The sequence below is a fragment of the Streptomyces sp. NPDC043685 genome, from assembly GCF_056436585.1.
Genome location: NZ_JBWKCH010000011.1, coordinates 37,203 through 62,381, shown reverse-complemented (window position 1 = coordinate 62,381; position 25,179 = coordinate 37,203). Strand labels below are relative to the sequence as shown.

At 70.0% G+C, this 25,179-nt stretch carries 18 protein-coding genes and 2 pseudogenes; 12 read left to right on the top strand and 8 right to left on the bottom strand.

Features of this window, described 5'->3' with window-relative positions; translation table 11 throughout:
• Window positions 1-275: 275 nt before the first annotated feature.
• A complete protein-coding gene (locus tag AC0665_RS31410) occupies window positions 276-1,715 on the top strand; it encodes a serine/threonine-protein kinase (RefSeq protein WP_478706308.1) in 1,440 nt (479 codons plus the stop codon).
• Window positions 1,716-2,156: 441 nt separating this feature from the next.
• Here the strand turns inward: AC0665_RS31410 and AC0665_RS31405 are convergent, their stop codons facing one another.
• The 4 genes from AC0665_RS31405 to rpmF form a co-directional block, all read right to left on the bottom strand.
• On the bottom strand, window positions 2,157-3,023 hold the full coding sequence (locus tag AC0665_RS31405; RefSeq protein ID WP_478608827.1) for a M23 family metallopeptidase: 867 nt from the start codon (window positions 3,021-3,023) through the stop codon (window positions 2,157-2,159).
• Window positions 3,024-3,153: 130 nt separating this feature from the next.
• A complete protein-coding gene (locus AC0665_RS31400) occupies window positions 3,154-4,065 on the bottom strand; it encodes a hypothetical protein (RefSeq protein ID WP_478706307.1) in 912 nt (303 codons plus the stop codon).
• Between the two features lie 212 nt (window positions 4,066-4,277).
• Complete coding sequence (locus AC0665_RS31395) at window positions 4,278-5,450, bottom strand: GTP-binding protein (protein ID WP_478706306.1); 1,173 nt, start codon at window positions 5,448-5,450, stop codon at window positions 4,278-4,280.
• An 11-nt stretch (window positions 5,451-5,461) separates the two neighbouring features.
• Window positions 5,462-5,632, bottom strand: coding sequence for a 50S ribosomal protein L32 (gene rpmF, locus AC0665_RS31390; RefSeq protein ID WP_478706305.1), 171 nt, complete (start codon window positions 5,630-5,632; stop codon window positions 5,462-5,464).
• 793 nt (window positions 5,633-6,425) lie between these two features.
• Here rpmF and AC0665_RS31385 point away from each other — a divergent pair.
• Window positions 6,426-9,128 carry a tetratricopeptide repeat protein gene (locus AC0665_RS31385; RefSeq protein WP_478706304.1) on the top strand — a complete coding sequence of 901 codons (2,703 nt, stop codon included), beginning with the start codon at window positions 6,426-6,428 and terminating at the stop codon, window positions 9,126-9,128.
• Between the two features lie 13 nt (window positions 9,129-9,141).
• Here AC0665_RS31385 and AC0665_RS31380 read toward each other — a convergent pair whose 3' ends face one another.
• Complete coding sequence (locus AC0665_RS31380; protein WP_478706303.1) at window positions 9,142-9,624, bottom strand: GNAT family N-acetyltransferase; 483 nt, start codon at window positions 9,622-9,624, stop codon at window positions 9,142-9,144.
• Window positions 9,625-9,854: 230 nt separating this feature from the next.
• Between AC0665_RS31380 and AC0665_RS31375 the strand changes: the two genes are divergently transcribed.
• The 4 genes from AC0665_RS31375 (at window position 9,855) to AC0665_RS31360 (ending at window position 16,975) form a co-directional block, all read left to right on the top strand.
• Window positions 9,855-10,682, top strand: coding sequence for an SAM-dependent methyltransferase (locus AC0665_RS31375; RefSeq protein ID WP_478608841.1), 828 nt, complete (start codon window positions 9,855-9,857; stop codon window positions 10,680-10,682).
• Window positions 10,683-10,936: 254 nt separating this feature from the next.
• Window positions 10,937-15,202 (top strand): nSTAND1 domain-containing NTPase, encoded by a 4,266-nt coding sequence (locus AC0665_RS31370; protein ID WP_478706302.1) that lies wholly within the window; start codon window positions 10,937-10,939, stop codon window positions 15,200-15,202.
• 344 nt (window positions 15,203-15,546) lie between these two features.
• The gene (locus AC0665_RS31365; protein ID WP_468412163.1) at window positions 15,547-15,912 is read left to right on the top strand and encodes a MerR family transcriptional regulator; all 366 of its coding nucleotides are present in this window, start codon (window positions 15,547-15,549) and stop codon (window positions 15,910-15,912) included.
• Between the two features lie 46 nt (window positions 15,913-15,958).
• Window positions 15,959-16,975, top strand: coding sequence for an NADPH:quinone oxidoreductase family protein (locus AC0665_RS31360; protein WP_478706301.1), 1,017 nt, complete (start codon window positions 15,959-15,961; stop codon window positions 16,973-16,975).
• Window positions 16,976-17,005: 30 nt separating this feature from the next.
• On the opposite strand, the gene AC0665_RS31355 is transcribed toward AC0665_RS31360, so the two are convergent.
• On the bottom strand, window positions 17,006-18,400 hold the full coding sequence (locus tag AC0665_RS31355) for an FG-GAP-like repeat-containing protein (RefSeq protein ID WP_478706300.1): 1,395 nt from the start codon (window positions 18,398-18,400) through the stop codon (window positions 17,006-17,008).
• 210 nt (window positions 18,401-18,610) lie between these two features.
• Between AC0665_RS31355 and AC0665_RS31350 the strand changes: the two genes are divergently transcribed.
• The gene (locus AC0665_RS31350) at window positions 18,611-18,823 is read left to right on the top strand and encodes a hypothetical protein (RefSeq protein WP_478608856.1); all 213 of its coding nucleotides are present in this window, start codon (window positions 18,611-18,613) and stop codon (window positions 18,821-18,823) included.
• Window positions 18,824-18,905: 82 nt separating this feature from the next.
• On the opposite strand, the gene AC0665_RS31345 is transcribed toward AC0665_RS31350, so the two are convergent.
• On the bottom strand, window positions 18,906-19,526 hold the full coding sequence (locus tag AC0665_RS31345; protein WP_468412155.1) for a TetR/AcrR family transcriptional regulator: 621 nt from the start codon (window positions 19,524-19,526) through the stop codon (window positions 18,906-18,908).
• Between the two features lie 517 nt (window positions 19,527-20,043).
• Here AC0665_RS31345 and AC0665_RS31340 point away from each other — a divergent pair.
• From AC0665_RS31340 to AC0665_RS31325, 4 genes and pseudogenes are all read left to right on the top strand, one after another.
• Window positions 20,044-21,063 carry an NAD(P)/FAD-dependent oxidoreductase gene (locus AC0665_RS31340; RefSeq protein WP_478706420.1) on the top strand — a complete coding sequence of 340 codons (1,020 nt, stop codon included), beginning with the start codon at window positions 20,044-20,046 and terminating at the stop codon, window positions 21,061-21,063.
• A gap of 114 nt (window positions 21,064-21,177) precedes the next feature.
• A complete protein-coding gene (locus tag AC0665_RS31335; RefSeq protein WP_478608895.1) occupies window positions 21,178-22,677 on the top strand; it encodes an MFS transporter in 1,500 nt (499 codons plus the stop codon).
• A 332-nt stretch (window positions 22,678-23,009) separates the two neighbouring features.
• Window positions 23,010-23,495, top strand: a pseudogene (locus AC0665_RS31330) (sensor histidine kinase); the annotation flags it as partial.
• Window positions 23,492-24,158 (top strand): annotated as a pseudogene (locus AC0665_RS31325) (response regulator). The pseudogenes AC0665_RS31330 and AC0665_RS31325, both read left to right, overlap by 4 nt.
• A 39-nt stretch (window positions 24,159-24,197) precedes the next feature.
• Here the strand turns inward: AC0665_RS31325 and AC0665_RS31320 are convergent.
• On the bottom strand, window positions 24,198-24,488 hold the full coding sequence (locus tag AC0665_RS31320) for a hypothetical protein (protein ID WP_468639010.1): 291 nt from the start codon (window positions 24,486-24,488) through the stop codon (window positions 24,198-24,200).
• Between the two features lie 194 nt (window positions 24,489-24,682).
• Between AC0665_RS31320 and AC0665_RS31315 the strand changes: the two genes are divergently transcribed.
• Complete coding sequence (locus AC0665_RS31315) at window positions 24,683-25,123, top strand: pyridoxamine 5'-phosphate oxidase family protein (protein ID WP_478706299.1); 441 nt, start codon at window positions 24,683-24,685, stop codon at window positions 25,121-25,123.
• Window positions 25,124-25,179 lie beyond the last annotated feature (56 nt).

Genomic DNA, 25,179 nt, shown 5'->3' with positions numbered 1-25,179 from the left:
CCCTCCAGCGAGCCGCGACCTGGCTCACCGCCCACAACGGACGCCCCGTGCCCTGCCACCGGGGCTCGTACTGGCGTGACGGCTACCGGCAGGACTGCTCCGGCTTCGCCTCCATGGCGCTCGGCCTGCCCGCGCCCGGCACCAGGCCACCCGGCCCCATCGCGCGGGGACGATACGTCCGTGGTGCAAGCGGCGGATGGGTGGGTACTTGCGTCCGGCGGCCCGTCGACGGCGGGCCTGCGAACGGTGCGAGTGTACGGAGTGGGGAGATCAGGGTGGGGTTGCGTGAGGAGCGGGGCGCCTGGATACGGCGGGGCAACGCCCGGATCCTGGCGGGCCGCTACCGTCTGGACGCGCTGATCGGTTCCGGCGGCGCGGCTGACGTGTACCGCGGACACGACCTGCGGCTGCGGCGACCGGTGGCGGTGAAGCTGTTCCGCGCCGGCACCGGGTTCGACACGGAGGACGCTTTGCGCGGCGAGGCGGTGATCCTGGCCCGTTTGCAGCACCCGGGCCTGGTGACCGCCTTCGACGCCGGACACCACGACGGTGACGCCTTCCTGGTCATGCAACTGATCGAGGGGCACACCCTGAAGTCACGCATCGCCGAGGGTCCTCTGTCCTGCGAGGACGCCGCCGCGCTGGGCGCGGAGCTGGCGGAAGCTCTGGCGCACGCCCACGAGGCGGGGATCGTCCACCGGGACGTCAAACCGTCCAACATCCTTCTCGACCGCTCCGGTCATCCCCACCTGACGGACTTCGGCATCTCCCGCCTGCTGGACGCGACCACCCGCACCGCCACCGGCACCCTGACCGGCACAGCGGCGTATCTCTCCCCGGAACAGGTGCTGGGCCGATCCGTGGGCCGCCCCGCTGACATCTACGCCCTCGGCCTGGTCCTCCTGGAGAGCCTCACCGGTCGACTCGAATACGACGGCGGCCCTCTGGAGTCCGCCATCGCGCGCCTGCACCGCCCGCCGGACCTCCCGGACTTCCTGCCCGAAGCCTTCGCCGCCCTCCTTCGGGACATGACCAACCTGGACGAACAGGCTCGCCCCGGCGCGAGCGACTGCGCCCAGGCCTTGACCCGTCTCGCCGGAACGAGCACGACGCACCCTGCTGCGTCCGTCCCACGGCCGGTGCTCAGCGCCGTACCTCACACGGCCGCGGTTCCCACCGACAGCACGCACCGGAGTGTGGCACTCGCCGCGAACGCGCCGGACACCTCAAACCCCTCGACGGGTTCCCTCAAGGGGACCTCTCGGGCCGCCTCCCCACGCCGCCGTCCGGGAACCCGGGGAGCGGCGGCGGCCGCACTGGCCGCCCTGGTCGCAGGAGGCCTGATCCTCACCGACGGCTTCTCCCACCACGACGCCACCGGCGAGGCAGCACCGTCCGCCTCTGATCCGTCCGCCCCTTCCGCGGCCCCGGACTCCGCAGCCCACGACGATGACACCCCCTCGACATCGGCGACCCCACCTTCGCGCAGCCCCTCGACATCAGCCCGGACACTGACCGACCCCGCCACAACGCCGAAGGCCTGGCCGTCCATGGAGAAGGCGGAGCCCGCTGACCACCCCGACTCTCCGCCCGGCACTTCCGAGCAGAAGGTGGCCAAGGCAGCGGCCAAGGGCAGGGCGGATGCCCCCGTGCAGCCGCCGGGGCAAGAGCGGAAGCACCAGCAGGGCAAGAAGAAGGCAGCACATGCCAAGTAGGAGCGGCGGACGCACTTGACGGCAGCCGGCTGCCGGACCGGCTGGCCACGCACTAGGACACAGGCTCCGGCAAGCCCGACGGTTCCATGCCGCTGTGGGCCGCGTCGCTGTTTCCGGCGCTGATCTGGACGGTGGCGGCGACGCTTCTGGGGCTGGCGTGGTGGCGAGCCCGCGTCACTTCGAGCGGCGCGGCGCCGGGGTGGATCGGCGCGACGCCGGGGTTCGGGGGTGTGGCGCTGCTGGGCGGGCAATTGTCCGTGATACGGGCGAATCTGGACCACGCGGACTGGCGCGGGGTGGACTCGGTCACGGGCCCGGTCGTCGTGACCCTCCTGGTGGCTGTCGCTGTGGCCGGGGCCGCTTTGATGGCCGGTCGCCGGTCGAGCGGGGCCGCAGCTCTGACAGCGGAACCGCGAGCAGAGGCGGATCCGGCGACCACGGCTAATTCCGAAGAGGGCCCTCGTCAGGCCGGTCTCCGGGACGGCGTTTCGCCGCGTGGCGAACCGAGGTGAAGCAGACGGTGTTTTCGGGCACTCCGATGTGTTCGGTGCCGTCCTCGTCGCGGTAGTGCCACGCGAAGGGCAGGCCGTGAGCGGTCTCGGGGTCGGAATCGCTCATGAGCTGGAAATGCACATGGGGCTCGGAGGAGTTGCCCGAGTTGCCGCACTCGGCCAGCGGCTGACCCGCGGTGACCCGATCGCCGACAGCCACACGGAGGGAGCCGCGCTTCAGATGCGCCAGCCCTGCGTACACCCCCTCGTCGAGCTTGACGATGATGTGGTTGCCCCAGAGATGGCGAGGCCGGCCCAGGCTGCGAACGAAGCCCTCGAGAAAGAGATAGAGGAGCGCGGGCAGCGAGTTGCGGGACAAGTGATCGCGCTGGCGGTCGACGCTCATCACGACCTCGCCGTCGCCGGGAGCCAGAACGGGAGCACCGAACGCGGGGTAACGGTGCGGACGGCTTGCGAGCGGCCAGAACCAGTGGAACGCCGGCGTGGGCTCTGCCGCCGGGTGGTGTGTCAGATCGATGGCGAAGGTCTGCGCATGGCTGTGTGTGTGGCTGGGGACCTTCGTGGCAGGACTGTTCAGAGCACGCCAGCGTCCGGTGACGGGCACGTCGACCAGGATCGGCGTCTGCTCCTGCGGCGGATGCTGATGGCGCCACAGTCCCCAGCGCATCGACATGCCGAGCAGGAGAAGAACGACCCCCGTGTACCACAGCGGGCTCAGGCCCTGACGGTTGACCAGGATGCAGAGTGCTCCGGCAGCGAAGAACAGGCCGTGGCGTTTCGACAGGGACGTCAGCAAGAGCGAACCTCGTTCATGGAGTGCCGGCTGCTTTCTGCCCGGCAACGTGGCCCGGCCCGGGCCCCGTTCCTCGTGAGGACCGGGGCCCGGGCCGGGCGGTGTACCTGCGGCTGTGCGTCAGGACGCGGGGTCAGACGCGGGTGAGGCGCACCGCCACCGTCTCGCCGACCGTCACCGGCAGGTCGTAGTCCGGGTCCGTCGCCGTCGCCCGGCCCTCGACCTCGACGTCACCCTTCTGGAAGGGGACCGAGCCGGTGGGAACGGCCGTGCCCTTCCAGGCGACCGGGGCGCCGGGGGTGCAGGACAGCGATGTGGAGAAGGAACCGCGGATGAGGTCCCGCTTCTTCACCTGCGTGACGTCGCCCGCCACGGTCACCTGCACCGGCTTGTTGCAGCTCACGGTGCCATGGACGGTGGCCTTGCCGTTCAGGGAGCTGGCGGTGCCGGCCAGGGCGATGTCGAGTCCGAGTCCGAGCTCGGCCGGCGGGGCCGGGTTCTCGACGTGGATCTCGCCGCGCGCGGCCGCAGTGCCTCCCTCGCAGTGCTGCACGAAGGTGGCGTCGAGCTTCTTCACGTACCCCTGGGGGCCGAACTCCACCGCGGAGACGGTGAACTCGCCGGTGAGCTGGTTGCAGCCGCGGCCGTTGCCGCTGAGCGACAGGCCCGGCTCGGTGCCTTCGTTGAACGGGTAGCGGGTGGCCCCCGTGTAGGTCCCCGGCGCCAGGGCCTTGCCGGAGGGCGCCGCGAGATTCAGGGTCCACCAGTCGCCGTTCGCCCCGTCGACGGAGACGGTGACCACCCTGTTGTCGGTGTTGCCGGAGACGTTCAAACGGTCCTGGGACGCTGTCTGGTAGGCGTAGGACCGACCGCCGCTGATGTAGTCGTCCTCGTCCCCGCTGAAGCTGAAGGAGCCGTCGGTGACCGGCAGGGCGTGCGCTTCGGTACCGGAGAGCAGGCCGGTGGTGCCGGTGGCCATGGCCAGCGCCAGCGCGAGGGTAGCGGTGGCACGGGCCAGGGTGCGTCTGGGAAGGCTGAGGTTCATGGTTGTTCCCCCTGGTGAGATGGCATGAGTCCCGTCCGCCGACGGAATACTTCGGTACGCGCGCTCGTACGCATGTGCGTATGTTCCGTCGGCGAGGTGAGTCTGCCAACCAGAGTGATGGCCGACAACTGTGTTTCTGCTGAGATGAGTTGATGTTTCAGCCAACACCTGGTGTCAGGGGGCTCGTGCGTACGCGTCGTCGTCGCGACCTTTCAGGCAGGCGTCACGACTTGCGGCTGTTCATGGTCGCAGCTGTCGTCTGTGCCGTAGGTGTCCCAGGCCGGGAACGGGTCGTCGAGCGGCAGACTCTCGCCGTGGGAGAGGAGGCAGTCGGTGAGCGCGTCGCGGAGCGCATCGGCCCGCAGATGCGTGCCGATGAAGACCAGCTCCTGGCCCGCCGGGCTGTCGCTGTCGCGGGTGGCGGAGGGCTCGAAGCGGGCGACCGAGCCGGCCTGTGACCACAACCCGGTCACCCGCGGACGGCTGGCCAGGGTGAAGAACCCCTTGGAGCGCAGCACCTGCCCGTAGCGGCCGCTGTCCATCTCCTCGGTCACGAAGCGCCACAACCGAGTGGGATGGAAGGGGCGTTCGGAGCGGAAGACGGTGGAGGAGATGCCGTACTCCTCGGTCTCCGGGACGTGGTCCCCGTTGAGTTCCATGACCCAGCCGGGAGCCTGCTGGGCCCGTTCCAAGTCGAACAGCCGCGTACCCAGGACCTGTTCGAGTTCCACGCGTCCGTGGACCGCCGGCACGATCCGGGCCACCGGGTTGAGGCGTGTGAGCGTCGCCCGCAGCCGTTCGGCGGTGTGGTCGTCGACCAGGTCGAGTTTGTTGAGCATGATGACGTCGGCGAACTCGATCTGGTCCATCAGCAGGTCGCTCACCGTGCGCTCGTCGTCCTCGTACTGGTCGAGGCCGCGCTCTACGAGCTCGTCGCCACTCGCCAGTTCCGGCAGGAAGTTGGCGGCGTCGACGACGGTGACCATGGTGTCCAGACGGGCCAGATCACCGAGGCCGGCACCGTCGTCGCGGGCGAAGGCGAAGGTGGCTGCGACCGGCATGGGCTCGGAGATGCCGCTGGACTCGATGAGGAGGTAGTCGAAGCGACCCTCCCGGGCCAGCCGCTCCACCTCCACCAGCAGGTCGTCGCGCAACGTGCAGCAGATGCACCCGTTGGTCATCTCGACCAGGCGTTCCTCGGTGCGCGAAAGCGCCGCTCGGCCGCCCCGTACGAGAGCCGCGTCGATGTTGATCTCGCTCATGTCGTTGACGATGACCGCCACCCGCAGCCCCTCACGATTGCCGAGCACGTGATTGAGCAGCGTGGTCTTCCCCGCCCCGAGGAAGCCGGACAGCACGGTCACCGGCAGCCGGTCGTGCAGCATCCCCGTTCCTCTCAGCCTTCGGGGCGCAGCAGCCCGCGCTCATACGCCCGGACCAGCTTCTGCGGCACGAGGTGACGCACGCCGTCGACCGTGACCGGTACCAGCGCCGGTGTGGCGGCCTTCCACTGGGCGCGGCGGTGACGGGTGTTGCTGCGGGACATCTTCCGCTTGGGGACGGCCATGGGGCTCCTCCTTGGCTAGGTGGGGAAGAACTTACATGAAAATGGATCCCATTACGAATAGCGGTCGTCGAGGGCCATGGCGACCGGGGCGACGGGTGAGGCCTCGATGTCCTGCGTGAATCGGGCGTGGTGACCACGGCGCCACGGCGTGTACGGGCGCGGAGTGCGCGATAGCCGAAGAGGGGCACTCCGTCCCGGCTTTCCGTGTTTTGCTCCGCGAGCGTCGTCCTCCGCTGTACCTCTGACACCACGCGTCGAGACAAGGGGGGACGCATGCACCGCGCAAGGCGCTGGACCGTCACGGTGTTGGCCGGGGCAGGCTCGTTCGTGATCTGTCTATGGGCGGCCCGGGCCGCACCCTTCGGCTTCCTCCCCAGGGCGGAGGCCGACCGGTGGCTGGTGGCGACGGCGTTCGCGACGACAGTCGCCACCCTCGTCGGAGCGGGGGCCGGCTGGTGGGCGGGAGCGGGGGGCACGGGGCGACCCGCTCCCGTCCCCCCGGACAACCCCTCGCCGGTGGCCCGGCCCCGGCTCCGGAGGGGAGGGCGAGCGGTACGGCAGAGCGCCAGGGCGTCCGATGCCGCCCGTGTCACACAGGTGGCGGGGCACCGAAGTCCCGGGCACGACGTGACCGAGGAACGCCCCGGCAAGGTGACGCAGCGCGCCACCGCATCGGGCCGGGCCCGTGTCACCCAAGTCGGCGGGAGCGACGGCACGACAGGTCCCGAGCGTGGGGATCGGTAGGAGCAGGGCCGCGCGGTCACAGACCGCCACGGCCTCAGGACAGGGCCATGTGATCCAGGTCAGCGGCACCGGCAACACCGTCTGTGCGTCGGCGCCCGCGGATCCGGCGCCGATGCTGCGGCTCCCCGCGAAGCCGGCGTATCTGGCGGGCCGGGAGAAGGAAGCCGAGGACGTGCTGGCGCTGCTTGCCCCCGCGTCCCGTACGCGTGCCGCCACCGTCGTCTCGGTGCTCTCCGGGTTGCCGGGGATCGGCAAGACCGCTCTGGCCCTCCATGTCGCCCATCGAGCCGTGGAGAAGGGATGGTTCCCGGGCGGCGCGATCTTCTTCCACCTGCGGGGGTACGACCCGGCCGGCCCGGTCGACTCGCAGGAGGCCGTCGGCACGCTGGCGCGAGCCCTGTGTGTGGACGACGCGGTGCCACCGGACGAGCAGGCCGGCCTCTGCCACGCCGTGCTCAACCGGCTCGCTGACGAAGGCAGGGCGGTGCTGCTGGTCGCCGACGACGCGTCGAGCGCCGCGCAGATCGGACCCCTCGTGCCACCCCGTTGCGAGCACCGGCTGCTGGTGACCTCCCGGCACCTGCTCACCGGCCCTTCGCTGCGCGCTCGGCTCGTCGACCTGGACGAGCTCACGCCACGCGGCGCCGTCGATCTGATCACTGAAGCACTCAGGCACGCCCGTCCCGACGATCCGCGCCTCCGGGAGGCCGACGCCCTGACCGAACTGGCCGGGCACTGCGGCCATCATCCGCTCGCACTCCAGATCGCCGCTTGCCTGCTGACGACCGACGCGGGCCGGCCCGTGGCCGCACTCACCGCCGAACTGGCGGACGCCCACACCCGTCTCGACGTACTGCGCTACGAGGACGGCGGGCACACGACCGCGGTTCAGGCCGCCTTCCACCTCTCCTACCAGCGGTTGCTTCCGCACCACCGCCAGTTGTTCCGGCAACTCGCGCTGAGCCCCGGCCCGGACGTCGGCACGGACGCGGCAGCGGCCCTCTGGGGACAGTCACGGACCCGCACCCGGAACGGCCTTGCCGCGCTCGCCCGGGCCGGACTGCTGGCGGAACAGCCAGTGGGCTCAGGACGCTGGCGCATGCACGACCTCCTCGGGGTCTACGCCGCCGGACTGGCCGAACGGGACAGCGCCAAATGGCGCAGCGACGCCTTCACCCGCCTGCTGCACCACTGCCGAAAACTCGTACGGGCGGCCAACGCACACCTGCACACCTGTGACGACGACCCCTTGCCGGACGACTTCCGGGACCGCCCGCACGCCGTGCACTGGCTGGAGGAGGAACGGGCCAACCTCATCGCGCTGATCACACGGGCCGCGGCCACCGGACATGCGCGCGCGGTCCTCGATCTGCAGGAACATCTCTGGCTGTTCCTGGTCAGCAGGCGCAGTTACGCCGCCGAAGCCGTGACCGTCGCACAACACGCCGTCGACTGCGCCCGCGAGATCGGCCATCCTTGCTGCGAGGCCACCGCTCTCAACCATCTGAGCCAAGTCCTCCCCGACTGCGGAAGGCCGGACGAGGCGGTGCGGGCCGCTGCCAGGAGCCTGGACATCAGCCGGACACGCGATGACCGCAAGGGCCAGGCCGCGGCCTTGACCAGTCTCGGTGCCTCCCTGCAGCGCGCCGGCAGGTCCGAGGACGCTGTGAAAGCCCACACCGAGAGCCTGTCCCTCAGCCGGGAACTCGACGATCAGCGCTGCATCGGCAAGGCACTCATGGGTCTGGCCGACACGCTGTACGAGACACAGAGGTACGAGGAGGCCGCCGAGGTGTTCACCGAGGCCGTGCGGCATTTCGCCACGCTGGGCGACTGGCATGCCGAGGGCCTCCAACTCATGCGCCTCGGCGACGCGTTGTTCGCAACACAGAGGCGCCCCGAAGCCGTCGACACATACCGTCGCGCACTCGTCCTCTACCAGGAGCGCGGCGACGGGCACCACCAGGCCATCGCCTTGCAGCTCTTGTGGTCGGTGAGCGACATGAGCCCGGAGGAGGCGGTGGACAACTACGAGCAACTCGTGGCCGTCTGCCGCAAGGTGTGCGACCGCGCCCTGGAGTCCGTGGCGTTGAACGCCCTGGGCAGCAGACTCCGGCAGCTCGACCGGTACGAGGAGGCCGTCGCGGCCCACCGCGAGGCGGCGGCGATCCACGAGGAGCGTGACGAGGAAGACCTGCTGATCAGTGTGCTGGACAACCTGGGTGGCGCGCTGCGTGCGGCGGGACGCATCACGGAAGCCGCCGAGGTGCACGAACGCGAGATCGCGTTGTTCCGGGCCCGCGGTGACCGGCACAAGGAGGCGGAGGCCCTGGAACGTCTCGCCACGACGCTGAGGCAGGGACGCCGTCGGCCGGAGGCGGTGGAGGCCGGCGTCAGAGCGGTCGCCGTCTACCGCGATCTGGAGGACACATGGTGCGAGAGCAGAGCACTCGACGACCTGGGCCTGCCCGTCAAGGACACACCGCGAGCCGCCGACACCATGGCCCGGTACACCTGGATCCTGGTCGGCCTGCCCCCGAACGCCGAGCTCGGCCAGGAAACCAGGATTCTCATCGCCCTCGCACTCACGCAACAGCGAGTGGGCCGCGTGGTCATGGCCTTCTGGTCGTGGATGACCCTGGCCCATGCGATGGTGAGGCGTCTCGACGAGGACGACGACCAGGCTCTGCGCCAGTACTTCCGCTTCTTGAAGGACCTGCTGAAGGACAGGTTCCGTCGATCGGCCAAGTGATCCCGGTCGCCCGCTACGGGATCGGGAACTCCAGCTCGGGCCGGTCCCAGGCCACCGCGGGAGGGTTGGCTGCGACGACGCCGGTGGGCCGCGCGCCCACGCTGCGGTAAAAGCCCTCGGCCGGAGGGTGCGACACCACCCGGACCCGGTCCAGGCCCGCCGCGCGCGCCTCGGACTTCATGTGCTCGATGAGCAGCCGCCCGATGCCCCTGCCCTGCACCGCGTCCTGGACGAAGAGCAGATCCAGCTCCGGCGGCACGAGTACGAGCGAGTAGAAGCCCAGTACCAGACCCGCGGAATCGCCGGCGTCGACGGCCACGTAGACCTGGTGGGTCTCGATGTAGTCGGACCCGACGCGGTAGCCCGCGACCATCGCCGAGTAGACGCCCTCGTAGGCACGCGACCCGCGCACGAGTCGCGTAAGCCGCTTCGCGTCCCGGGCGACAGCCCGTCGAATGACGATGTCGCCGCGTGTGGACGTAATGCTCGACCGCATGTGGAGCATGTTACGCGTCGGGGGAGCCCGGAGCCTCCGCGGGCCGGCGCGGGACAGTCCGTGGCATGCGGCGACAGCCGGTCGGACGTAGAGGGCGGACGGATGATCAAGGAAGGTCAGCTGGCCGGCGGGCATGATCGGGCAGTGGACGACGTCACTGGCGGATGGTGGCCGCCCCGTGGTCGGCTGAGGACCCAAAACGAGGGTGCGCAGACGAATGGCCGGGAAGAATGGCCGCCATGACGTACGAAGGCTCCTCCATCGACCCGGCCAAGCCCAGCATCGCCCGCGTCTACGACTATCTGCTCGGCGGCAAGGACAACTACGCCGTGGACCGTGAGATCGGCGACGTGTTCAAGCGCGACCTGCCCGGTTCGGTGGCCATCGCCTTCGCCAACCGCGCCGCCCTGACCCGGGCGGTCCGGGAGATCGCGAAGACCACCGGCATTCGGCAGTTCATCGACTTGGGCAGTGGCCTGCCGACCTCGGACAACGTGCACCAGGTCGCGCAACGGCACGCTCCCGATTCCCGGGTCGTCTATGTCGACATCGACGACCAAGTGCTGGTCCACGGCCGCGCACTGCTGGAGGACAACGACCGGACCCGCGTCATCGCGGTCGACGTGCGCGACCCCGAAGGCATCCGCACGCACCCCGCCACGCTCGAGATGATCGATTTCGCTCGCCCCGTCGCCGTCATACTCAGCGCCATCCTCCACCACGTCAACGATGACGAGGACCCGGCCGGCATCGTCCGCTACTGGCGGGACCACGTCCCCTCCGGAAGCCACTTCTTCATCAGCCACTTCCGCTCCGGCGACAACCCGGAGACCGTGGAGGCCGAGAAGGTCCTCCAGAAGACGTTCGGCCGCGGCCGGTGGCGCACGGATGCGGAAATCGCCTCCCTGCTGGAGGGCCTGGAGATCCTCGACCCCGGGATCGTCCCCGCGTCCCTGTGGCGTCCCGACGAGCCCGACAACCCGTGGAACGGTGACGCAAGGCGAGAGCTCACGGTCTGGGAACACCTCATTGTCGCCGGACTGGCCCGGAAGGCGTAGACGCGGTTCCCGGGCGGCGCTTGCCGGGTGGTCTGCGCAGCCGACCGCAGCATCGCCCGCCGGCCCGGCGAAGTGCCTGGGCATAAACGACCACCACCGGGGTGCGGTCCGTCGTGCGCCTGACGGAGTCGGGCACCGTCTGCTGCGCATGCTCAGCCAACTGCTGAGCGGGCAGCGTGAGTTGTATGTGGTGGCAGAGCCGGGGATGCTGGCATGTCACATGCTGCGCGATCTGCCGGACAAGGGGGGAGTCCATGGTCGCCGTACGGGGGAGCGACGTTCTTGAGGCGTCGCAGGTGCGGATCCACTCGTCTGCCGGCCGGGTGATCGGCGCCGGGTTCCTCGTCGCCGCCGATGTGGTGTGCACCTGTGCCCATGTCGTCGCGCGGGCGCTCGGGGAATCGGACGGAGCGGAGCAGGCGCCGCCGCGCAAGCCGGTGGACCTCGACTTTCCGCTGCTGGCCGGACGTCCCAGGGCACGGGCGACCGTCGTGTCCTGGAGGGCCGGCGGGGCCGATGTCGCGCTGCTGAGGCTCGACGCGGCGGTCGAGGGCGGGAGGCCGGTGCAGCTCGTCGACGGGACGGGGGTGTGGGGGCACACGTTCCGCGCGTTCGGCTACCCGGCTCGCGCTGACGACGGAGTGTGGGCCGCGGGCACGTTGCGCGCGGGGCAGGGCTCGGGCTGGCTTCAGATGGAGGCCCAGGAACCGGGGCCGCGCATCGAGGAAGGGTTCAGCGGGTCGCCGGTCTGGGACGACGCGCAGGAGGGCGTCGTCGGGATGACGGTGGCCGCGCAACGAGGTGACCGCACGGCGTATCTGTTGCCCTCGGCCGAGCTGATCGACGAGCGGGCGCTGCCGCCGGTGTGCCCGTTCAAGGGGCTCGAGGCGTTCACGGAGGACGACGCGGAGTTCTTCCACGGCCGCGACAGCGACATCGCCCGCGTGTACACGGCCGTGCGACGGCGGCCGGTGACTCTGGTGGCGGGGCCCTCGGGGTGTGGGAAGTCCTCCCTCGTACGGGCGGGGGTGCTGGCCCGGCTACGGGCTGAGGGGGTGAGTGTGTCCGTGCTGCGGCCCGTGCCCGGGGTGCGGGCGGCGGCCGTGCTGGCTCGGGGACTGATCGGAGTCCTGGAGCCGGGGCTCGACGAGGTCGGACGGCTCACGAAGGCCGAGGAGCTGGCCGGACTCCTCGAAGGCGCCCGCGATCTCCCCGCCGAACTGCGCGGCAGACTCCTCGCCCGTGGCGGGACGGCGGAACACGTCATCTTCGTCGATCAGCTCGAGGAGCTCGCAGTCGCCGACCCGGCAGCCGCACGCGACCTGTTCGGCCTGCTCACCGCATTGGCGGGCACCGAGGGCAGGGCCGTGTTGCGGGTCGTCGCCACCGTGCGGCCCGATTCCCTCGAGGTGCTGGTGACGGCGGGCACCTCCGACCTCGTCAGCGACGCCGTGCAGTTCCTTGCAGCGCTGGCAGCCGAGGACCTCGAACGGGCAGTGACCGCGCCCGTCGACGCCGTGCCGGGACTGTGGTTCGAGCCGGGGCTGCCGGAGCGGATCGTCGCGGACGCGGGCCATGAGCCCGGACGGATGCCGCTGGTCCAGTTCGCCCTGACCGAGCTGTGGAAGCGGCGCACCCGCTCGATGCTCACCCACGCCGCCTACGACGACCTGGGCGGCGCGGTGGGTGCTCTGGCCGCTTACGCGGATGCCGCACTCGATGATCTGACGCAGGCTCAGCAGGACCTGGCCCGGCGGCTGTTCGTGCAGCTGGCCCGGCCCGGTGACGGTGAGACCTTCTCCCGCAGGCCCACCAGGCCCACTGACCTCGCCCCCGAACTCCTCGCCCTGGCACACAGGCTGGCCCCCACCAAACTCGTGGTGTTCTCCCTCGCCTCGCGTGGCGACGAGCGAGAGGAGATCCTCGACCTGGCGCACGAGGCGCTGACCCGGCTCTGGCCGCGCCTGAGGCAATGGCTTGTCGACTCCCGGGACCTACGCCTGTGGCAGGAACAGGTGCGGGCCGACCTGCGTCGCTGGCAGGCACACAACCGCGAGCCCGCTCGCCTGCTGAGCGGAACCGACCTGGCCGAGGCGGCCCGCAGACTGGCCGAGCACGCCGAGGACATCTCCGCAGCCGAGCGTGGCTACATCCAGCTGAGCCGCCGCCACGCCAGGCGCGGCGCCCGCCTCCGGCAGGCCGCCGTCGGGGCCCTGGCCGTTCTCACGGCGCTCGCTGTCGTACTGGCACTGTCCACCTACCAGAGCCTGAGGAAAACCGAGGAGCAGTTGCGCAAGCAAGCCGCGGGCCTGCTCGCCCAGGCTGCGGAGGACCGCCCCGGCAGCGATCCGGCCACCGCGTTACAGCTCGCCCTGGCCGCGTACGAGACCGAGTCGACGCCCCGGACCCGCCAGGCCCTGCTGCACCAGTACACCCGGGGGCAGTACCTGGTGGGCAGCTACCCGTCGGTGTGGCAGGGCCGCGTCACCGGCATGGACGCCACCCCGGACGCCCACACCCTCGTTGTGCAGTCCAAGCCGCGCGCCGGCGACCAGCCGACGTTGACCGTGGTCACGGGCGCACTGCGAGGCAAGCCCCGGGCACGGGAGCTGAACGGCGTCCCGGAAGGCGAGACCGAGGCCACCGCCATCAGCCCTGACGGCCGCCTCTTCGCCGCCGCCATAGGCGCACAGGTGCGCATGTGGCGGCTGAGCGACCCGGAACACCCTTCCGTCCTCGACCTCGGCGGCCATGACGTCCCCGACGGCTTCGCGGCGACCCTGGACTTCAGCAGCGACGGGAAGCGGCTGCTGCTGACGATGAGTGACCGTTCCCCGCAGTGCTACAAGCCGGGCAGGGAGTGCGCCCCCACCTTCGCCGAGGCGTGGCGGGTTCCCTCCGGCGTCCGCCTCGGCGTACCCGACCGGCTCGTCCCGCGGAGAGGGGTGCAGGACGCCGCGTTCACCTCCGACGCGGACACCGTCGCGACGGTCAGCACCATCGGGGAACTGCGCAAGCGCATCGAGGTCAGGGACTTCTCCACCGGCAAGCTGCGGTACACCTCCACCGCCGGTGGAGACGACTACGCGGAGCTCCGAGCCGGCGGTGAGCTCCTCGTCAGGACGGACACCACCTACGTCCAGGCGCTCGACCGCACACCCGGCCGCAAGCGCGAGCTGCCCACCGGCAGGGGAGCAGCGGACGCCACCTCCAGGTACACAGTGGACGGAACAGGACACACGTACAACCCGGGGTTGCAGGAAGCGGACTACGCCGAGCCGGCCCTGACCGATCTGCGCACCGGGCGCACCTACCGCACCCGCGTCCCGACTTCGGGCAGCACTCCCACCGACTACGAGGGAGTCGCCGCGGCGCCGCGCGCCGACGGCGGACTCACCGTCCTCGTGCCCGTCGGCACCACACTGATGGCGGTCCGGGCCGAACCGACGGGCAACGAACGGTTCTCGCAGAACAACGCCGTCGACGAGACGTACTCACTCTCGCCCGACGGGCGCTTCATCGCCCGAACCACCGAACGGCGCCTCGAGATCCTGGACACCTCCCGCACCCGCCACCAGTCGGTACCGCTGCCGGCACCGGCCGAAGCGGCCGACTGGACACCCGTCTGGACCGCCGACTCGAAGCGCATCGCGATCTGGGGCGAGAACGGCGAGCACGACAGCCTCTACCGGTCGTACTCCGTACCAGACCTCACTGAGAGCGTGCCGTTCGATGACGCCGTCCGGAAACCGGGGGACGTGGACAGCGTCGCCCCGCTCCAGGGCAGCGAGATCGCCCTCCTGGCCAAGGACGGCACGCTCACCCGCGTCGACGCCGCCGACGGAACCATGAGCGCCCGGCCTTTCCTCGTCCACCCGACCCCCACGTCCACCGGCTCCATCAACGAGCGCTCCATGAGCGGCCATCTGCTCGCCCGTCCCGGGCACCCCGGTCAGGTCGTCGTGGTCACCAGGAGGGGAGGCGTACGCGGGGAAATCATGGTGTGGGACGTCCGCACCCCCCGCCTCATCACGACCCTGCGGTCGAAATCGACCATCAGCACGCCGCTGGCGTCCTTCACGTCCGTCACCAGCACGCTCGCCTTCGACGCGGACGGTTCGCGCCTGGCCATGCAGAACGCCGACGGGCGCGTACGCGTCTGGGATGTGGACCGCGAGCGGCAGCTCAGTGGTGGCGCGCTCATCTCGTCCGGCGACACCCTGATCGGATTCGGGCCCGGTGGCAGCGTCGTCACGTACGAGTCGGCGAAGCGCCGGGTCTCGATCCGCGACCTGACGCACGGCGGTTCCTCCACCACGCTGGCAGTCTCGGGAGACCACTGGACGGCCGGCCGCGTGAACGACCGGCATCTGAGCATCGACACCGGCGACCTGCGCCAAGCCTTCGACCTGCGCCCTGAAACCCAGTTCCGTACCCTGTGCTCCGCCGCGGGGCGCGACTACACGGCGACTGAACGCAGGCTGCTGCCCGAGGGGGCACCGTCCGAGCCGCCGTGCTAGGCCCCGGGGACCCGGCTGTTCGTGGCCGATGCCGCGCGTCGAGGCCTTCGGCCGTGAGCGGTGTCACAACTCAGCTGTGATCGTTTCGAAGCAGACTGACAGCAGGGGGACGCAGCCTTGGCGGCAGGCGTGTTTGCCCAGAGCGGCAACGATGACGAACGAGGCTCAGCAGGACCTGCCGCATTCACCGCTGATTCTCCGGGCCATTGCGCATGCGCACGACATGCGGCTGGACGCCCTGGCCACGGTCACACGGCCGGGGCGTGTACGACTCGGGGACACCGTTGAGCTGACCTGATGCACCGTCCGGAAGATCGGGGCGCTTTCCCGCGTTGCCCCCGGGTATGAAGATCGGTGAGGCTTCCAGGGTCAGCGGTGTGAGTGCGAGATCGTTGCGGCACTACGAGGACGAGGGCTTGATCGTCCCCGGCCGTTTCAGCAACGGGTTCCGTGACTACTGCCAGTCCACGATCGACCGGGTGCTCGTCATCCGCACCCTGCTGGAGTCCGGGCTGCCTGTCCGGTTGATCAGAGAGCTCCTGCCCCACCTCACAGACGGCTCCGATGCCGGCACCGGCGCTGTGTGCGCGGAGTTCCTGCACGAGGTGCGGAGCCACCGCGATCGGCTCGCTGCTCGCATCGCCGTTCTCAGCGATCAGCAGGCGGCACTCGACACCTACCTGCGCGAGGCCCGCCGTTCTGATCTCTGACCGACGCTTGACCTTGACGCAAGTGTCAGATTTCTACGTTCGCTCCATGGAGATCAACGAGCAGCGGAACACGGCCGAGCAGACGATGCGCGCACTGGTCCAGCGGTCGCACCGGGGACCGCAGGACCTGACCCTTACGACCGATCAGCGTCGCCCCGGCCCCGGGCCCGGTGACTACCTGGTCCGCGTGGGCGCTGCCGGGGTCAACTTCGCTGACGTCATGCAGACCCGTGGGACATACGGGGGAGGCCCTCAGGCCCCCTATGTCGCGGGCTTCGAGGCCGCCGGCGAGATCGTGGGTGTCGGCCCGGACGTCGAGAGTCCGCTGCCGCTCGGTACGCACGTCGTCGGAGCCGGACCGGGGGCCTTCGCGCAGTACATGACGATGCCGGCTGCGGGTGTGCTTCCGGTGCCGTCCGGCTGGAGCGATGCCGCCGCTCTCGGCATGATGTTGAACTGGGCCACGGCCCTGGCGGCGCTGAAGCCGTTGGGCGAGATCAAGCGGGGCGAGGTCGTGCTCGTCCATGCCGCCGCCGGAGGCGTGGGGCAGGCTGCCGTTCGCCTCGCCCGTCACTACGGTGCGCGCGTGATCGCCACAGCGTCACCAGCGAAGCACCACACCGTCGAAGCGCTCGGCGCCGACGAGGTCCTGGACAGCCGACGCCCCGATCTGACCGAGGTGATCACCCGCTCGACCGGCGGTGTCGACCTGGTCCTGGAATCAGTGGGGCAGTCCACGTTCAAGACCAGCCTGTCGGTCACCAAGCCCTTCACCGGACGCATCGTCGTCTTCGGAGCCGCTTCCGGTGACGCCACCCTGACCACACACGACCTGGTCTTCACCCACCAGGTTCAGATCAAGGGCCTGCACATCGGTGCGCTGGCGGTCGCGGCCCCGTCCGTCTACCAGTCGTTGCTCGCCGAGATCGAGGCGCTCATCGCCCACGGCGTGTACCCGCCCGGCACCCCCCGGGTTCATCCTCTGGCTGAGGGGGCGATGCTGCTGCGGCGACTCGAAGCGGGCCAGACCGAGGGCAAGCTCGCCCTCGATCCCTGGAGTTAGGAACGCCCGTGCTTCCACCAACCTCCCGCTTCAGCCAAGAAGGGTCCTGCCGATGCCGGAGGCGGAGGAGAGGGCGTACTGCGTGGGGCCGAAGACGCTGACGCCGCTGGTGCTCAGGCCGCCGGTGGTGCCCCGCAGTTGCCAGATGGCGCCGTTGCCGTAGTCCTCGTAGGGAGCGGAGGCCGCGAGGTCTGCCTTGCCGTCGCGATTGAAGTCGGCGAGGCGGACCTGAGAGCCGAAGACGTCGTTGTTCTCGGCGCTGCCAGGAACACCGGGAGTGTCCTGCGAGTAGCGTGCCGCGCCCGCAGTGGTGAGCCCGTCGGCGCCTCCGCGCAGCACGAGTACGTCGCCACCCCCGAAGGCTCGGCCGAGGTCTTCGCCAGGGACACCGACGGCGAGGTCCTCGCGGTGGTCGCCGTTGAGGTCGCCGATCGACATCGCCGCACCGAACTCGTCCTCCTTCTCGTTGGCACCCGGGACACCGGCGGTGTTCTGGTGGTAGACGCGGCCGGAGGGAGCGAGGCCGCCGTCGAACTGGGGGTTGCCGTAACGGACGGTGACATAGCCGGACCCGTTGCTCGCATCGGCCAGGCCGTTGGGGTTGAGGCGGGGGTTGGACAGGGCGATGGCGAGGTCGTCGCGGCCGTCGCCGTTGAGGTCGCCGGTCGCCACGCGGTCTCCGCCGGCGAGCCGGGCCTGGGCGGTGAAGGAATCGGCATCGGTGGTGCCGACGGCTTGGCCGTAGACGAGGGTGGTCTTCTGCTGGACGACAGCGAGTTCGTCCTTGCCGTCCCCGGTGAAGTCGCCGGCGGCGAGGTGGCCACTGCTGGTGGAATCGGGGCCGTTGACGTCGGTGCCGGCGGGGGCCTTGGTGCGGGAGAAGGCGCCGGTGTACAGCCGCAGAGATGTCTGCCCGCTGACGGCGATGTCCGGGCCGGAGTCGCCGGTGAAGTCGCCCACGACGATGTGCGAGCCGAACAGACGCGAGGGATACGAGGGCCCCGAGGGCAGCGCCAGGGCACTGCTGAACGGTGAGGTGCCGCCCCACAGTACGGTCACCGAACCGTTCCCCGACGCGTCTCCTTCACTGCCGACCAGCAGATCGGCGAACCCGTCGCGGTTGAGATCGCCGCTGGCGAGACTGCTGCCGAAGAAGTCCTGGTATCCGGGCGTGCCGGGGATGTTGGCGGAGTTCTGCGTGATGTAGACGTGCTTGTCGGTCAGACCGCGGGCGGACCCGAAGGTGAGGAGGACGGCACCGGCGCTCTCCTTCCCGCTGATCGTCTTCCCGGGCATGCCGATGGCCAGGTCGCGGTATCCGTCGCCGTTGAAGTCGTCGGCCCACTTGGACCCGGCGGCGACGGCCTGGTCGGCCGAGGCCGCCACCAGACTGCCGGTCAGACAAGCGGCGAGGGCCGCTGCCACGGCAAGACGGACTGAGTGACGCACGAGAACCCCCTGCTGTATCGCGGACGCCGATGATGTCCGCGACGTGGAAATGATGACTGCTGACCCCGTGTCCGGCGGTTACCGCTCGATCACACGATGCGCAACAAAGAACAGACGCCCCACTGGCGCCGAAGGTTGTATCGCCTTCCGGCACTGTCTTCCGCGTCATTCGGTGCCAGGAGCCGTATGACGACTTCCTTCGTGGTAGCCGTCTGGCTGGGATTCTTTGACGCGGCGGGCCGGGCCTGGCACGACGCCGACGAAAAGGATGTCGCCGGGTTCGGGTTCTGGCGGATGACCGACGAGGCCGACGTCCGGCGCGTGGCCGGCGGGACGGTGCTGGACGACCTGATCGCGATCAGCGCGTTCTACCGCTGGGCCGGTCCCGGTTCGGAGTGAGCGATCCGGTGGCCCGACGGCAGGTTCCCGGCCCTGAGCCGGGCACGGTGACGGAGTCGTTCGAGGCCGGCCCGTGCCCTTCTCAGCTTTGTTGCCGGCGAGGCAACAATGCGAACGCGCTCTCCGCGATCGAGGTCAGGCGGGCGGGACTGTGGCCGGACGCGCCTACGACATCGATCCCGCGGACGATGGTCAGCAGAAGGTACGCAAGGTCGTCAGGATCCGCGTCGGGGTCGATGTCGCCGCTGCGCTGCGCCGCTCGCACACACTCGGCCACCGACGTCGCGACCGCGGAGAAGCAGGCGTTGGCCATGCGTTCCACCTCGGGGTCGGAGGCGCCGAGTTCCATGGCCATCTTGGCGGCGAAGCAGGCCGCCGCCGCCCGGTCGGGGGCGGGGGGTACATCGTCGGCGAGTGGCACCCCGTGGACGGCCCGGAGCAAGAACCCGCGCAGTCGTTCCAGGGCGCCCTCGTCCGGTCCTGCGAGCGCCTCTACCGCCACGGCCAGCCGGGCGGAGTACCTGCCCATCGCCTGCAGCAGCACGCCGTGCTTGCCGTCGAAGGCGGCATAGAGGCTGCCGCGGCCCAGGCCGGTGGCGGCGCTGATGTCGTCGACGCTCGTGCCGTTGTAGCCCGAGGCGCGGAACTGCCGCTCGGCGGCATGGAGGACGTGGTCGGGGTCGAAGCTTCGCGGTCTCGCCATACACAGAAGGTAAGGCCGACCCGCCCTTCTTGACAACTCAGTACAGAACTGCCTAGGTTTTCGACTGTTCAGTACACAACCGGCCTGAGCTCACCGGACAGGCTGCGTGCACGCCTGGCGCGATGGAGAGCAACCCATGCCTCCGCGCCGCCCGGCGTTGCGACACCTTCTGTTGGACTCATGACACAGGTGACCCGGCGACAGCCCTTCGGCGAGGACTCCCCGGCCAGGGGTCCCAGACGGCCGACCGCGTCCGTCATCGGACGGTTCAAGGCAGGCCGACTGGAGGTTCCGATCCGACAACTGCATCTCCGTGAAGTTGAGCGACGGCATGGACGACCCGCTCACGAACGGCCTCGAACGCATCGTCATACCCGGCGCAGGGCACTTCCCGCACCTCGAACAGCCCAAAAGGGTCGCCGAACACACCCAGGGCTTTCTGAACAGCCGACCCCCTCCCCCCCCCCGAACTCGAAGGGCTGACCCAACCATGACTGACAAGGAAAAGCAGGAGGCCATGGCTGTGACGGATCCTCCGTACGCGAGCGACGCACTGGCCGAGGGGACCGTCGACGCGGTGGTGATCGGCGGGGGCGCCGCGGGGCTGAACGGTGCATTGATCCTCGCCCGCTCCCGCCGCTCGGTCGTCGTGATCGACAGTGGCTCCCCGCGCAACGCGCCCGCGGAGGCCGTGCACGGCCTCATCGCCCTGGACGGCACCCCGCCACCCGAGATCCTTCGACGGGGCCGGGAGCAGGTCCGCCAGTACGGCGGACGCGTCGTCCACGGCGAGGTGGTCTCGGCCGAGCCTGCCGCCCCGTCGGCGGACGGGGACCTGCGGTTCACCGTCACCCTGGCCGACGGTCGCGGCATCACCGCCCGCCGCATCCTGGTGGCCACCGGCCTCACCGATGTGCTGCCACAGGTGCCCGGGCTCGCCGAGCACTGGGGGCACAGTGTGGTGCACTGCCCGTACTGCCACGGCTGGGAGGTGCGCGACGAGCCCATCGGCATCCTCGCCACCGGCGCGGCCTCCATCGGCCACGCGTTTCTGTTCCGTCAGCTGACCGAGGACCTGACCTACTTCACCCACGGCACCGACCTGGACGAGGACAGCCGCGCCCGCTTCGCCGCCCGCGGTATCCGCGTCATCGACACCCCGGTCACCGAGGTCGTCAACGACGAGGACGGTGCCCTCGCCGGGGTGCGCCTGGCCGACGGCCAGGTCGTGGCCCGCCGCGTCCTAGCGGTCGGCCCGCGGATGCAGGCCCGCACCCAGGGCCTGGAAGGTCTGGGTCTGCCGGTGCAGGACCTGCCGAACATGGGCCGCGGTTTCGCCTCCGGCCTGGCCGGCGCCACCGAGGTGCCGGGTGTGTGGGTGGCCGGCAATGCCACCGATCCGGTCGCCCAGGTCGGGGCCTCCGCAGCGGCCGGCGCGCTGGCCGGCGCCGACATCAACAGGATGCTGGCCATCGCGGACACCGACGCTGCCCTCCAGGGGATCGCCGAGGGAAGCCCCAAAGCGGCCACACGATGATCTCGAAGCCCTGAGATCTCAGCCGCCCATCACCCCCTCGCCTCACCTTCATCGGTGAGGAAACCAATCAATTTCCAGACGGCTTTCCGTCATGCCCAGCAAGCAAGGGGAAAAATGAGTACCAGCATCGACCGCGGGGCGCCCGCCTCCGGAAAGACAGACTCGGGCCTGCGCGGCTCACATGCCGTGCGCTGGTGGGTGCTGGTCGTCATAGGCATGGCACAGCTCATGGTCATGCTCGATGCGACCGTGGTGAACATCGCGCTGCCCGAGGCGCAGCAAGACCTCGGCTTCAGCGACGGCAGCCGGCAGTGGGTCATCACGGGGTACGCCCTGGCGTTCGGCAGCCTGCTGCTGCTCGGCGGCCGACTCGGTGACCTGTTGGGCCGACGCACCCTCTTCGTGATCGGCTTGGCAGGTTTCGGGGCCGCGTCCGTCGTCGGCGGCGCGGCCGGCAGCTTCGAGATCCTCGTCGCGGCACGGGTCGCCCAAGGCCTCTTCGCCGCGCTGCTCGCGCCCGCGGCGCTCTCACTGCTCAGCGTGACCTTCACCGAACCGTCCGAAAGGGCGAAGGCCTTCGGTATCTTCAGCGCGTTGGGCGGTGCGGGCGGCGCGATCGGGCTGCTGCTCGGCGGCATGCTCACCGAATGGGCGTCGTGGCGCTGGGTGATGTACGTGAACGTCGCCTTCGCGGCCCCCGCCCTGATCGGTGCGTTGCTGCTGCTGGCCAAGCCCGTGATCACCAAGAAGCCCAAACTCGACATCCCGGGCATCGCCGTGGTGAGCGCCGCGCTGTTCGCCGTCGTCTACGGGTTCGCGCACGTAGAGTCCACCAGCTGGACCGACCCGGTCGCCCTCGGCTCCATGATCGTCGGCGTGGTGCTGCTCGCGGTGTTCGTCTGGCTGGAGTCCAGGGTCGCGCATCCGCTGCTGCCGCTGCGCCTCGTGCTGGACCGGACCCGCGGTGGTTCGTTCATGGCGGTGTTCGTCCTGGGCATGGGGATGTTCTCGATCTTCCTGTTCCTGACCTACTACTTCGCGGCCAGCCTCGGCTACTCGCCGATCAAGACCGGCCTGGCGTTCCTGCCGATGGTCGCGGGCGTCGTCGCTTCGTCGACCACGATGCCTTTGCTGGTGCTGCCCAGGGTCGGCCCGAAGATCGTCGTCAGCGCCGGCTTCCTGGTCGCCGCGGCCGGTATGGCCCTGCTGACCCGGCTCGAATTGGACAGCACCTACGCCACTCACATCATGCCCGGCCTGATCCTGCTGGGTCTCGGCATCGGCGGGGTGATGACCACCGCGTTCCAGGGGGCGACCTCAGGCCTGCACCGCGATGACACGGGCGTCGCCTCGGCGCTGATCAACACCGGTCAGCAGGTGGGCGGCTCGATCAGTACGGCGCTACTGACCACCGTTGCCTCGTCGGCCGCGACCGACTACCTGTCTTCGCACAAGCCCGGCGCGCGGGCCGCGGCGCAGGCCGGGGTAGAGGGCTACACGGCCACCCTCGCGTGGGGCTCCGGGTTCTTCGTGGTCGGTGCGGTGATCGCGGCGTTCCTGATCCCCAATCGGGCTCTTGAGCCGTCCGAGGGCGAGCTCGTGATGGCCCACTGAGCCTGGACCCACCCTAAGCGTCAATGGAGTCGACGGTTGTGCTCCAGCAGACGGGGCAGCGTGGGCGTACCCGGGGTCGACGAGCAGACGGAAACCCGCGTGCTCGACGAGGTAGCCGCTGTATGCCAAAGGACACCAGCTGCCATGCCCGGTCGTAGCAGGCATGGGGGAACCATGACTTCGGCCCCACCCCTGGAAGAGGGGCGGGGCCGAAGTCATGCGGTCACGAAGAGGCCGTGTCAGATGCGGGTGCGGTCCCAGCCGGACCAGTGGCCGCTGGTGTAACGCTCGTTGTACCAGCGGTTGCCGTCACCTCCGATGCAGGTGACCGCGAAGAGTTGCGCCGCATGCTCATGGTGCTGCGCGCCGTCGACGACGGCGCCCCGGCCGGCCCGATGCCGGGGCTGGCTCGTCTCTACGAGATGGCCGAACGCGTCCGCGCAGGCTGGGTGTCGGTCGTTCTGAGCGCCGAGGGCACCCCACGCCCGCTCGGCCCCGGTGTCGAACTCTGCGTCTATCGCGTGGTGCAGGAAGCGCTCACCAACGTCCTGAAACACGCGCCCGGCGCGCGTGCCGACGTACGGCTGACGTATGAACCGCACCAGGTGTCCGTTTCGGTCACGGACGACGGACGGGGGGTGATTCCGGACAGAGTACGAACGGACGGCGGGCACGGCTTGCTCGGCATGCGCGAGCGAGCCAAGCTCTACGGCGGGCAGATCAGCGTCGGCCCGCAGGAGCAAGGGGGTTTCGCCGTGCGGCTGACCCTGCCGACCTCCGCGCGAGCCGCAGGGCGGGGGGACGACGCCACCACATGACCACCGTGCTCGTCGTCGACGACCAGTTCCTCATCCGGGCCGGACTCGTGGGGCTGTTGCGCGCCGCACCCGGCATCGAGGTGGTCGGCGAGGCGAGCGACGGTGCGGAGGCCGTCGCGCTGGCCGCCGAGACCGCCCCCGAGGTGATCCTGCCGGACATCCGGATGCCCGGCATGAACGGCATCGAGGCCATCGAACGCATCCTCGCCCAGGCCGCCGAACCGCCGCCCCGGATCCTGGTGCTGACCACCTTCGACCTCGACGAGTACGTGTACGGGGCGCTGCGCGCCGGGGCTTCCGGCTTCCTGCTCAAGGACTCCGGGCCCGAACGGCTGCTCGCCGCGGTGGCCGCGGTCGCCGGTGGCGACGCGCTCTTCGCGCCCAGCGTCACCCGCCGCCTGGTCGAGGCGTACGCCCGCCAGACCGCCGTCGAACAGCCCGTGGACCTGGATCCGTTGACGTCCCGAGAGCTCGAGGTGCTGAGACTGATCGCCCGGGGCCTGTCCAACGGGGAGGTCGCCGACCGCCTCTACATCAGCGAGGCGACCGTCAAGACCCACCTCAACCGCACGATGACCAAGCTGGGACCTGGACAGCAGGGCGCAGGCCGTGGTGGTGGCGTACGAATCGGGGCTTGTCACCCCGGGCGGACGAGCTCGTTAGGACCCGGGCGGCACAAGCGAGCCACCGGCCGGACCGCACTCACCGCTCGCCACCGAAGTGGTCGAGAACCTCGTCGCTGCAGTCATCCGCGCCGACCGTGCCGCGTGCGAAGGCCAGCACGCCGTCGTCCTTGCCTTCCTCCTTGGCCTTGGCCAGCTGCGTCTCGATCCTCGCGATGTACTCGGCGCACTCGGCACTGATGGGCTTCTCGGGCTGCGGGTCCGGCGCGGAGGAGGAGTTCAGCCAGGCGGTGGTGGCGATCCCGACCGCGCACAGCACCGCCCATGCGGCGACCCACGGGTGGCGGCTCGTCCATATCGGCTTGGGCATCCAGGCATCCTATGACCGCGGCGGACCGCCGCGGGACCGTCGTGGTCTCCGGCCCGACGAGTCGAGAGCCCTCCCGATGTGGCGGGACCAGCAGCCGGTGACGCGGGGACGATCGGCCCTGGACCGGCCGAGCCGTTCACCCGAGGATGAGGGCACCCCTCATCAGGAGCATCGAGTGAGAGACGAGATGGCAGATGTACTCCAACGACGGATTTCGTGAGCTGAACCGGCAGGAGTGCCTGCGTCTTCTGACCGGGGTGCCCGTGGGGCGCATCGTGTTCACTCGGCAGGCATTGCCTGCCGTGCTCCCCGTCAATTTCCGCCTGGCCGGCGACGGGGCGGTTCTGCTGTGCACCTCGGTGACGTCCGAGCTGGCGAGCGCGGTCGCGGGGGCGGTGGTGGCCTTCGAGGCCGACCAGTTCGACACGCACACCCAGGCGGGCTGGAGCGTCGTGGTCACCGGCACGGCCACCCTGGTCACCGATCCCGCCGAACACACTCGGCTCCTGCGGGAAGGACCCCGATCATGGGCGCCTGCCCCGCAGGAGGTCTTCGTCCGCGTGGATCCGCAACTGGTGACCGGACGCGCCCTGACCGGCGGACGCACCCTGTACGGGGTCGAACTCTCGTCGTAGTGAAACGGCCAACGAGTCGCCTCGAATCGGCTCGCCGAGGTGGGCCGAACTGCCGA

What these genes read in the sequence shown, in the direction of transcription:
- AC0665_RS31400 (WP_478706307.1), bottom strand. Translation starts at nt 4,065, where the DNA reads ATGAACCTCAGCCTTCCCAGACGCACCCTGGCCCGTGCCACCGCTACC.
- AC0665_RS31395 (WP_478706306.1), bottom strand. Translation starts at nt 5,450, where the DNA reads ATGCTGCACGACCGGCTGCCGGTGACCGTGCTGTCCGGCTTCCTCGGG.
- rpmF (WP_478706305.1), bottom strand. Translation starts at nt 5,632, where the DNA reads ATGGCCGTCCCCAAGCGGAAGATGTCCCGCAGCAACACCCGTCACCGC.
- AC0665_RS31380 (WP_478706303.1), bottom strand. Translation starts at nt 9,624, where the DNA reads ATGCGGTCGAGCATTACGTCCACACGCGGCGACATCGTCATTCGACGG.
- AC0665_RS31375 (WP_478608841.1), top strand. Translation starts at nt 9,855, where the DNA reads ATGGCCGCCATGACGTACGAAGGCTCCTCCATCGACCCGGCCAAGCCC.
- AC0665_RS31370 (WP_478706302.1), top strand. Translation starts at nt 10,937, where the DNA reads ATGGTCGCCGTACGGGGGAGCGACGTTCTTGAGGCGTCGCAGGTGCGG.
- AC0665_RS31365 (WP_468412163.1), top strand. Translation starts at nt 15,547, where the DNA reads ATGAAGATCGGTGAGGCTTCCAGGGTCAGCGGTGTGAGTGCGAGATCG.
- AC0665_RS31360 (WP_478706301.1), top strand. Translation starts at nt 15,959, where the DNA reads ATGGAGATCAACGAGCAGCGGAACACGGCCGAGCAGACGATGCGCGCA.
- AC0665_RS31350 (WP_478608856.1), top strand. Translation starts at nt 18,611, where the DNA reads ATGACGACTTCCTTCGTGGTAGCCGTCTGGCTGGGATTCTTTGACGCG.
- AC0665_RS31345 (WP_468412155.1), bottom strand. Translation starts at nt 19,526, where the DNA reads ATGGCGAGACCGCGAAGCTTCGACCCCGACCACGTCCTCCATGCCGCC.
- AC0665_RS31340 (WP_478706420.1), top strand. Translation starts at nt 20,044, where the DNA reads ATGGCTGTGACGGATCCTCCGTACGCGAGCGACGCACTGGCCGAGGGG.
- AC0665_RS31335 (WP_478608895.1), top strand. Translation starts at nt 21,178, where the DNA reads ATGAGTACCAGCATCGACCGCGGGGCGCCCGCCTCCGGAAAGACAGAC.
- AC0665_RS31320 (WP_468639010.1), bottom strand. Translation starts at nt 24,488, where the DNA reads ATGCCCAAGCCGATATGGACGAGCCGCCACCCGTGGGTCGCCGCATGG.
- AC0665_RS31315 (WP_478706299.1), top strand. Translation starts at nt 24,683, where the DNA reads ATGTACTCCAACGACGGATTTCGTGAGCTGAACCGGCAGGAGTGCCTG.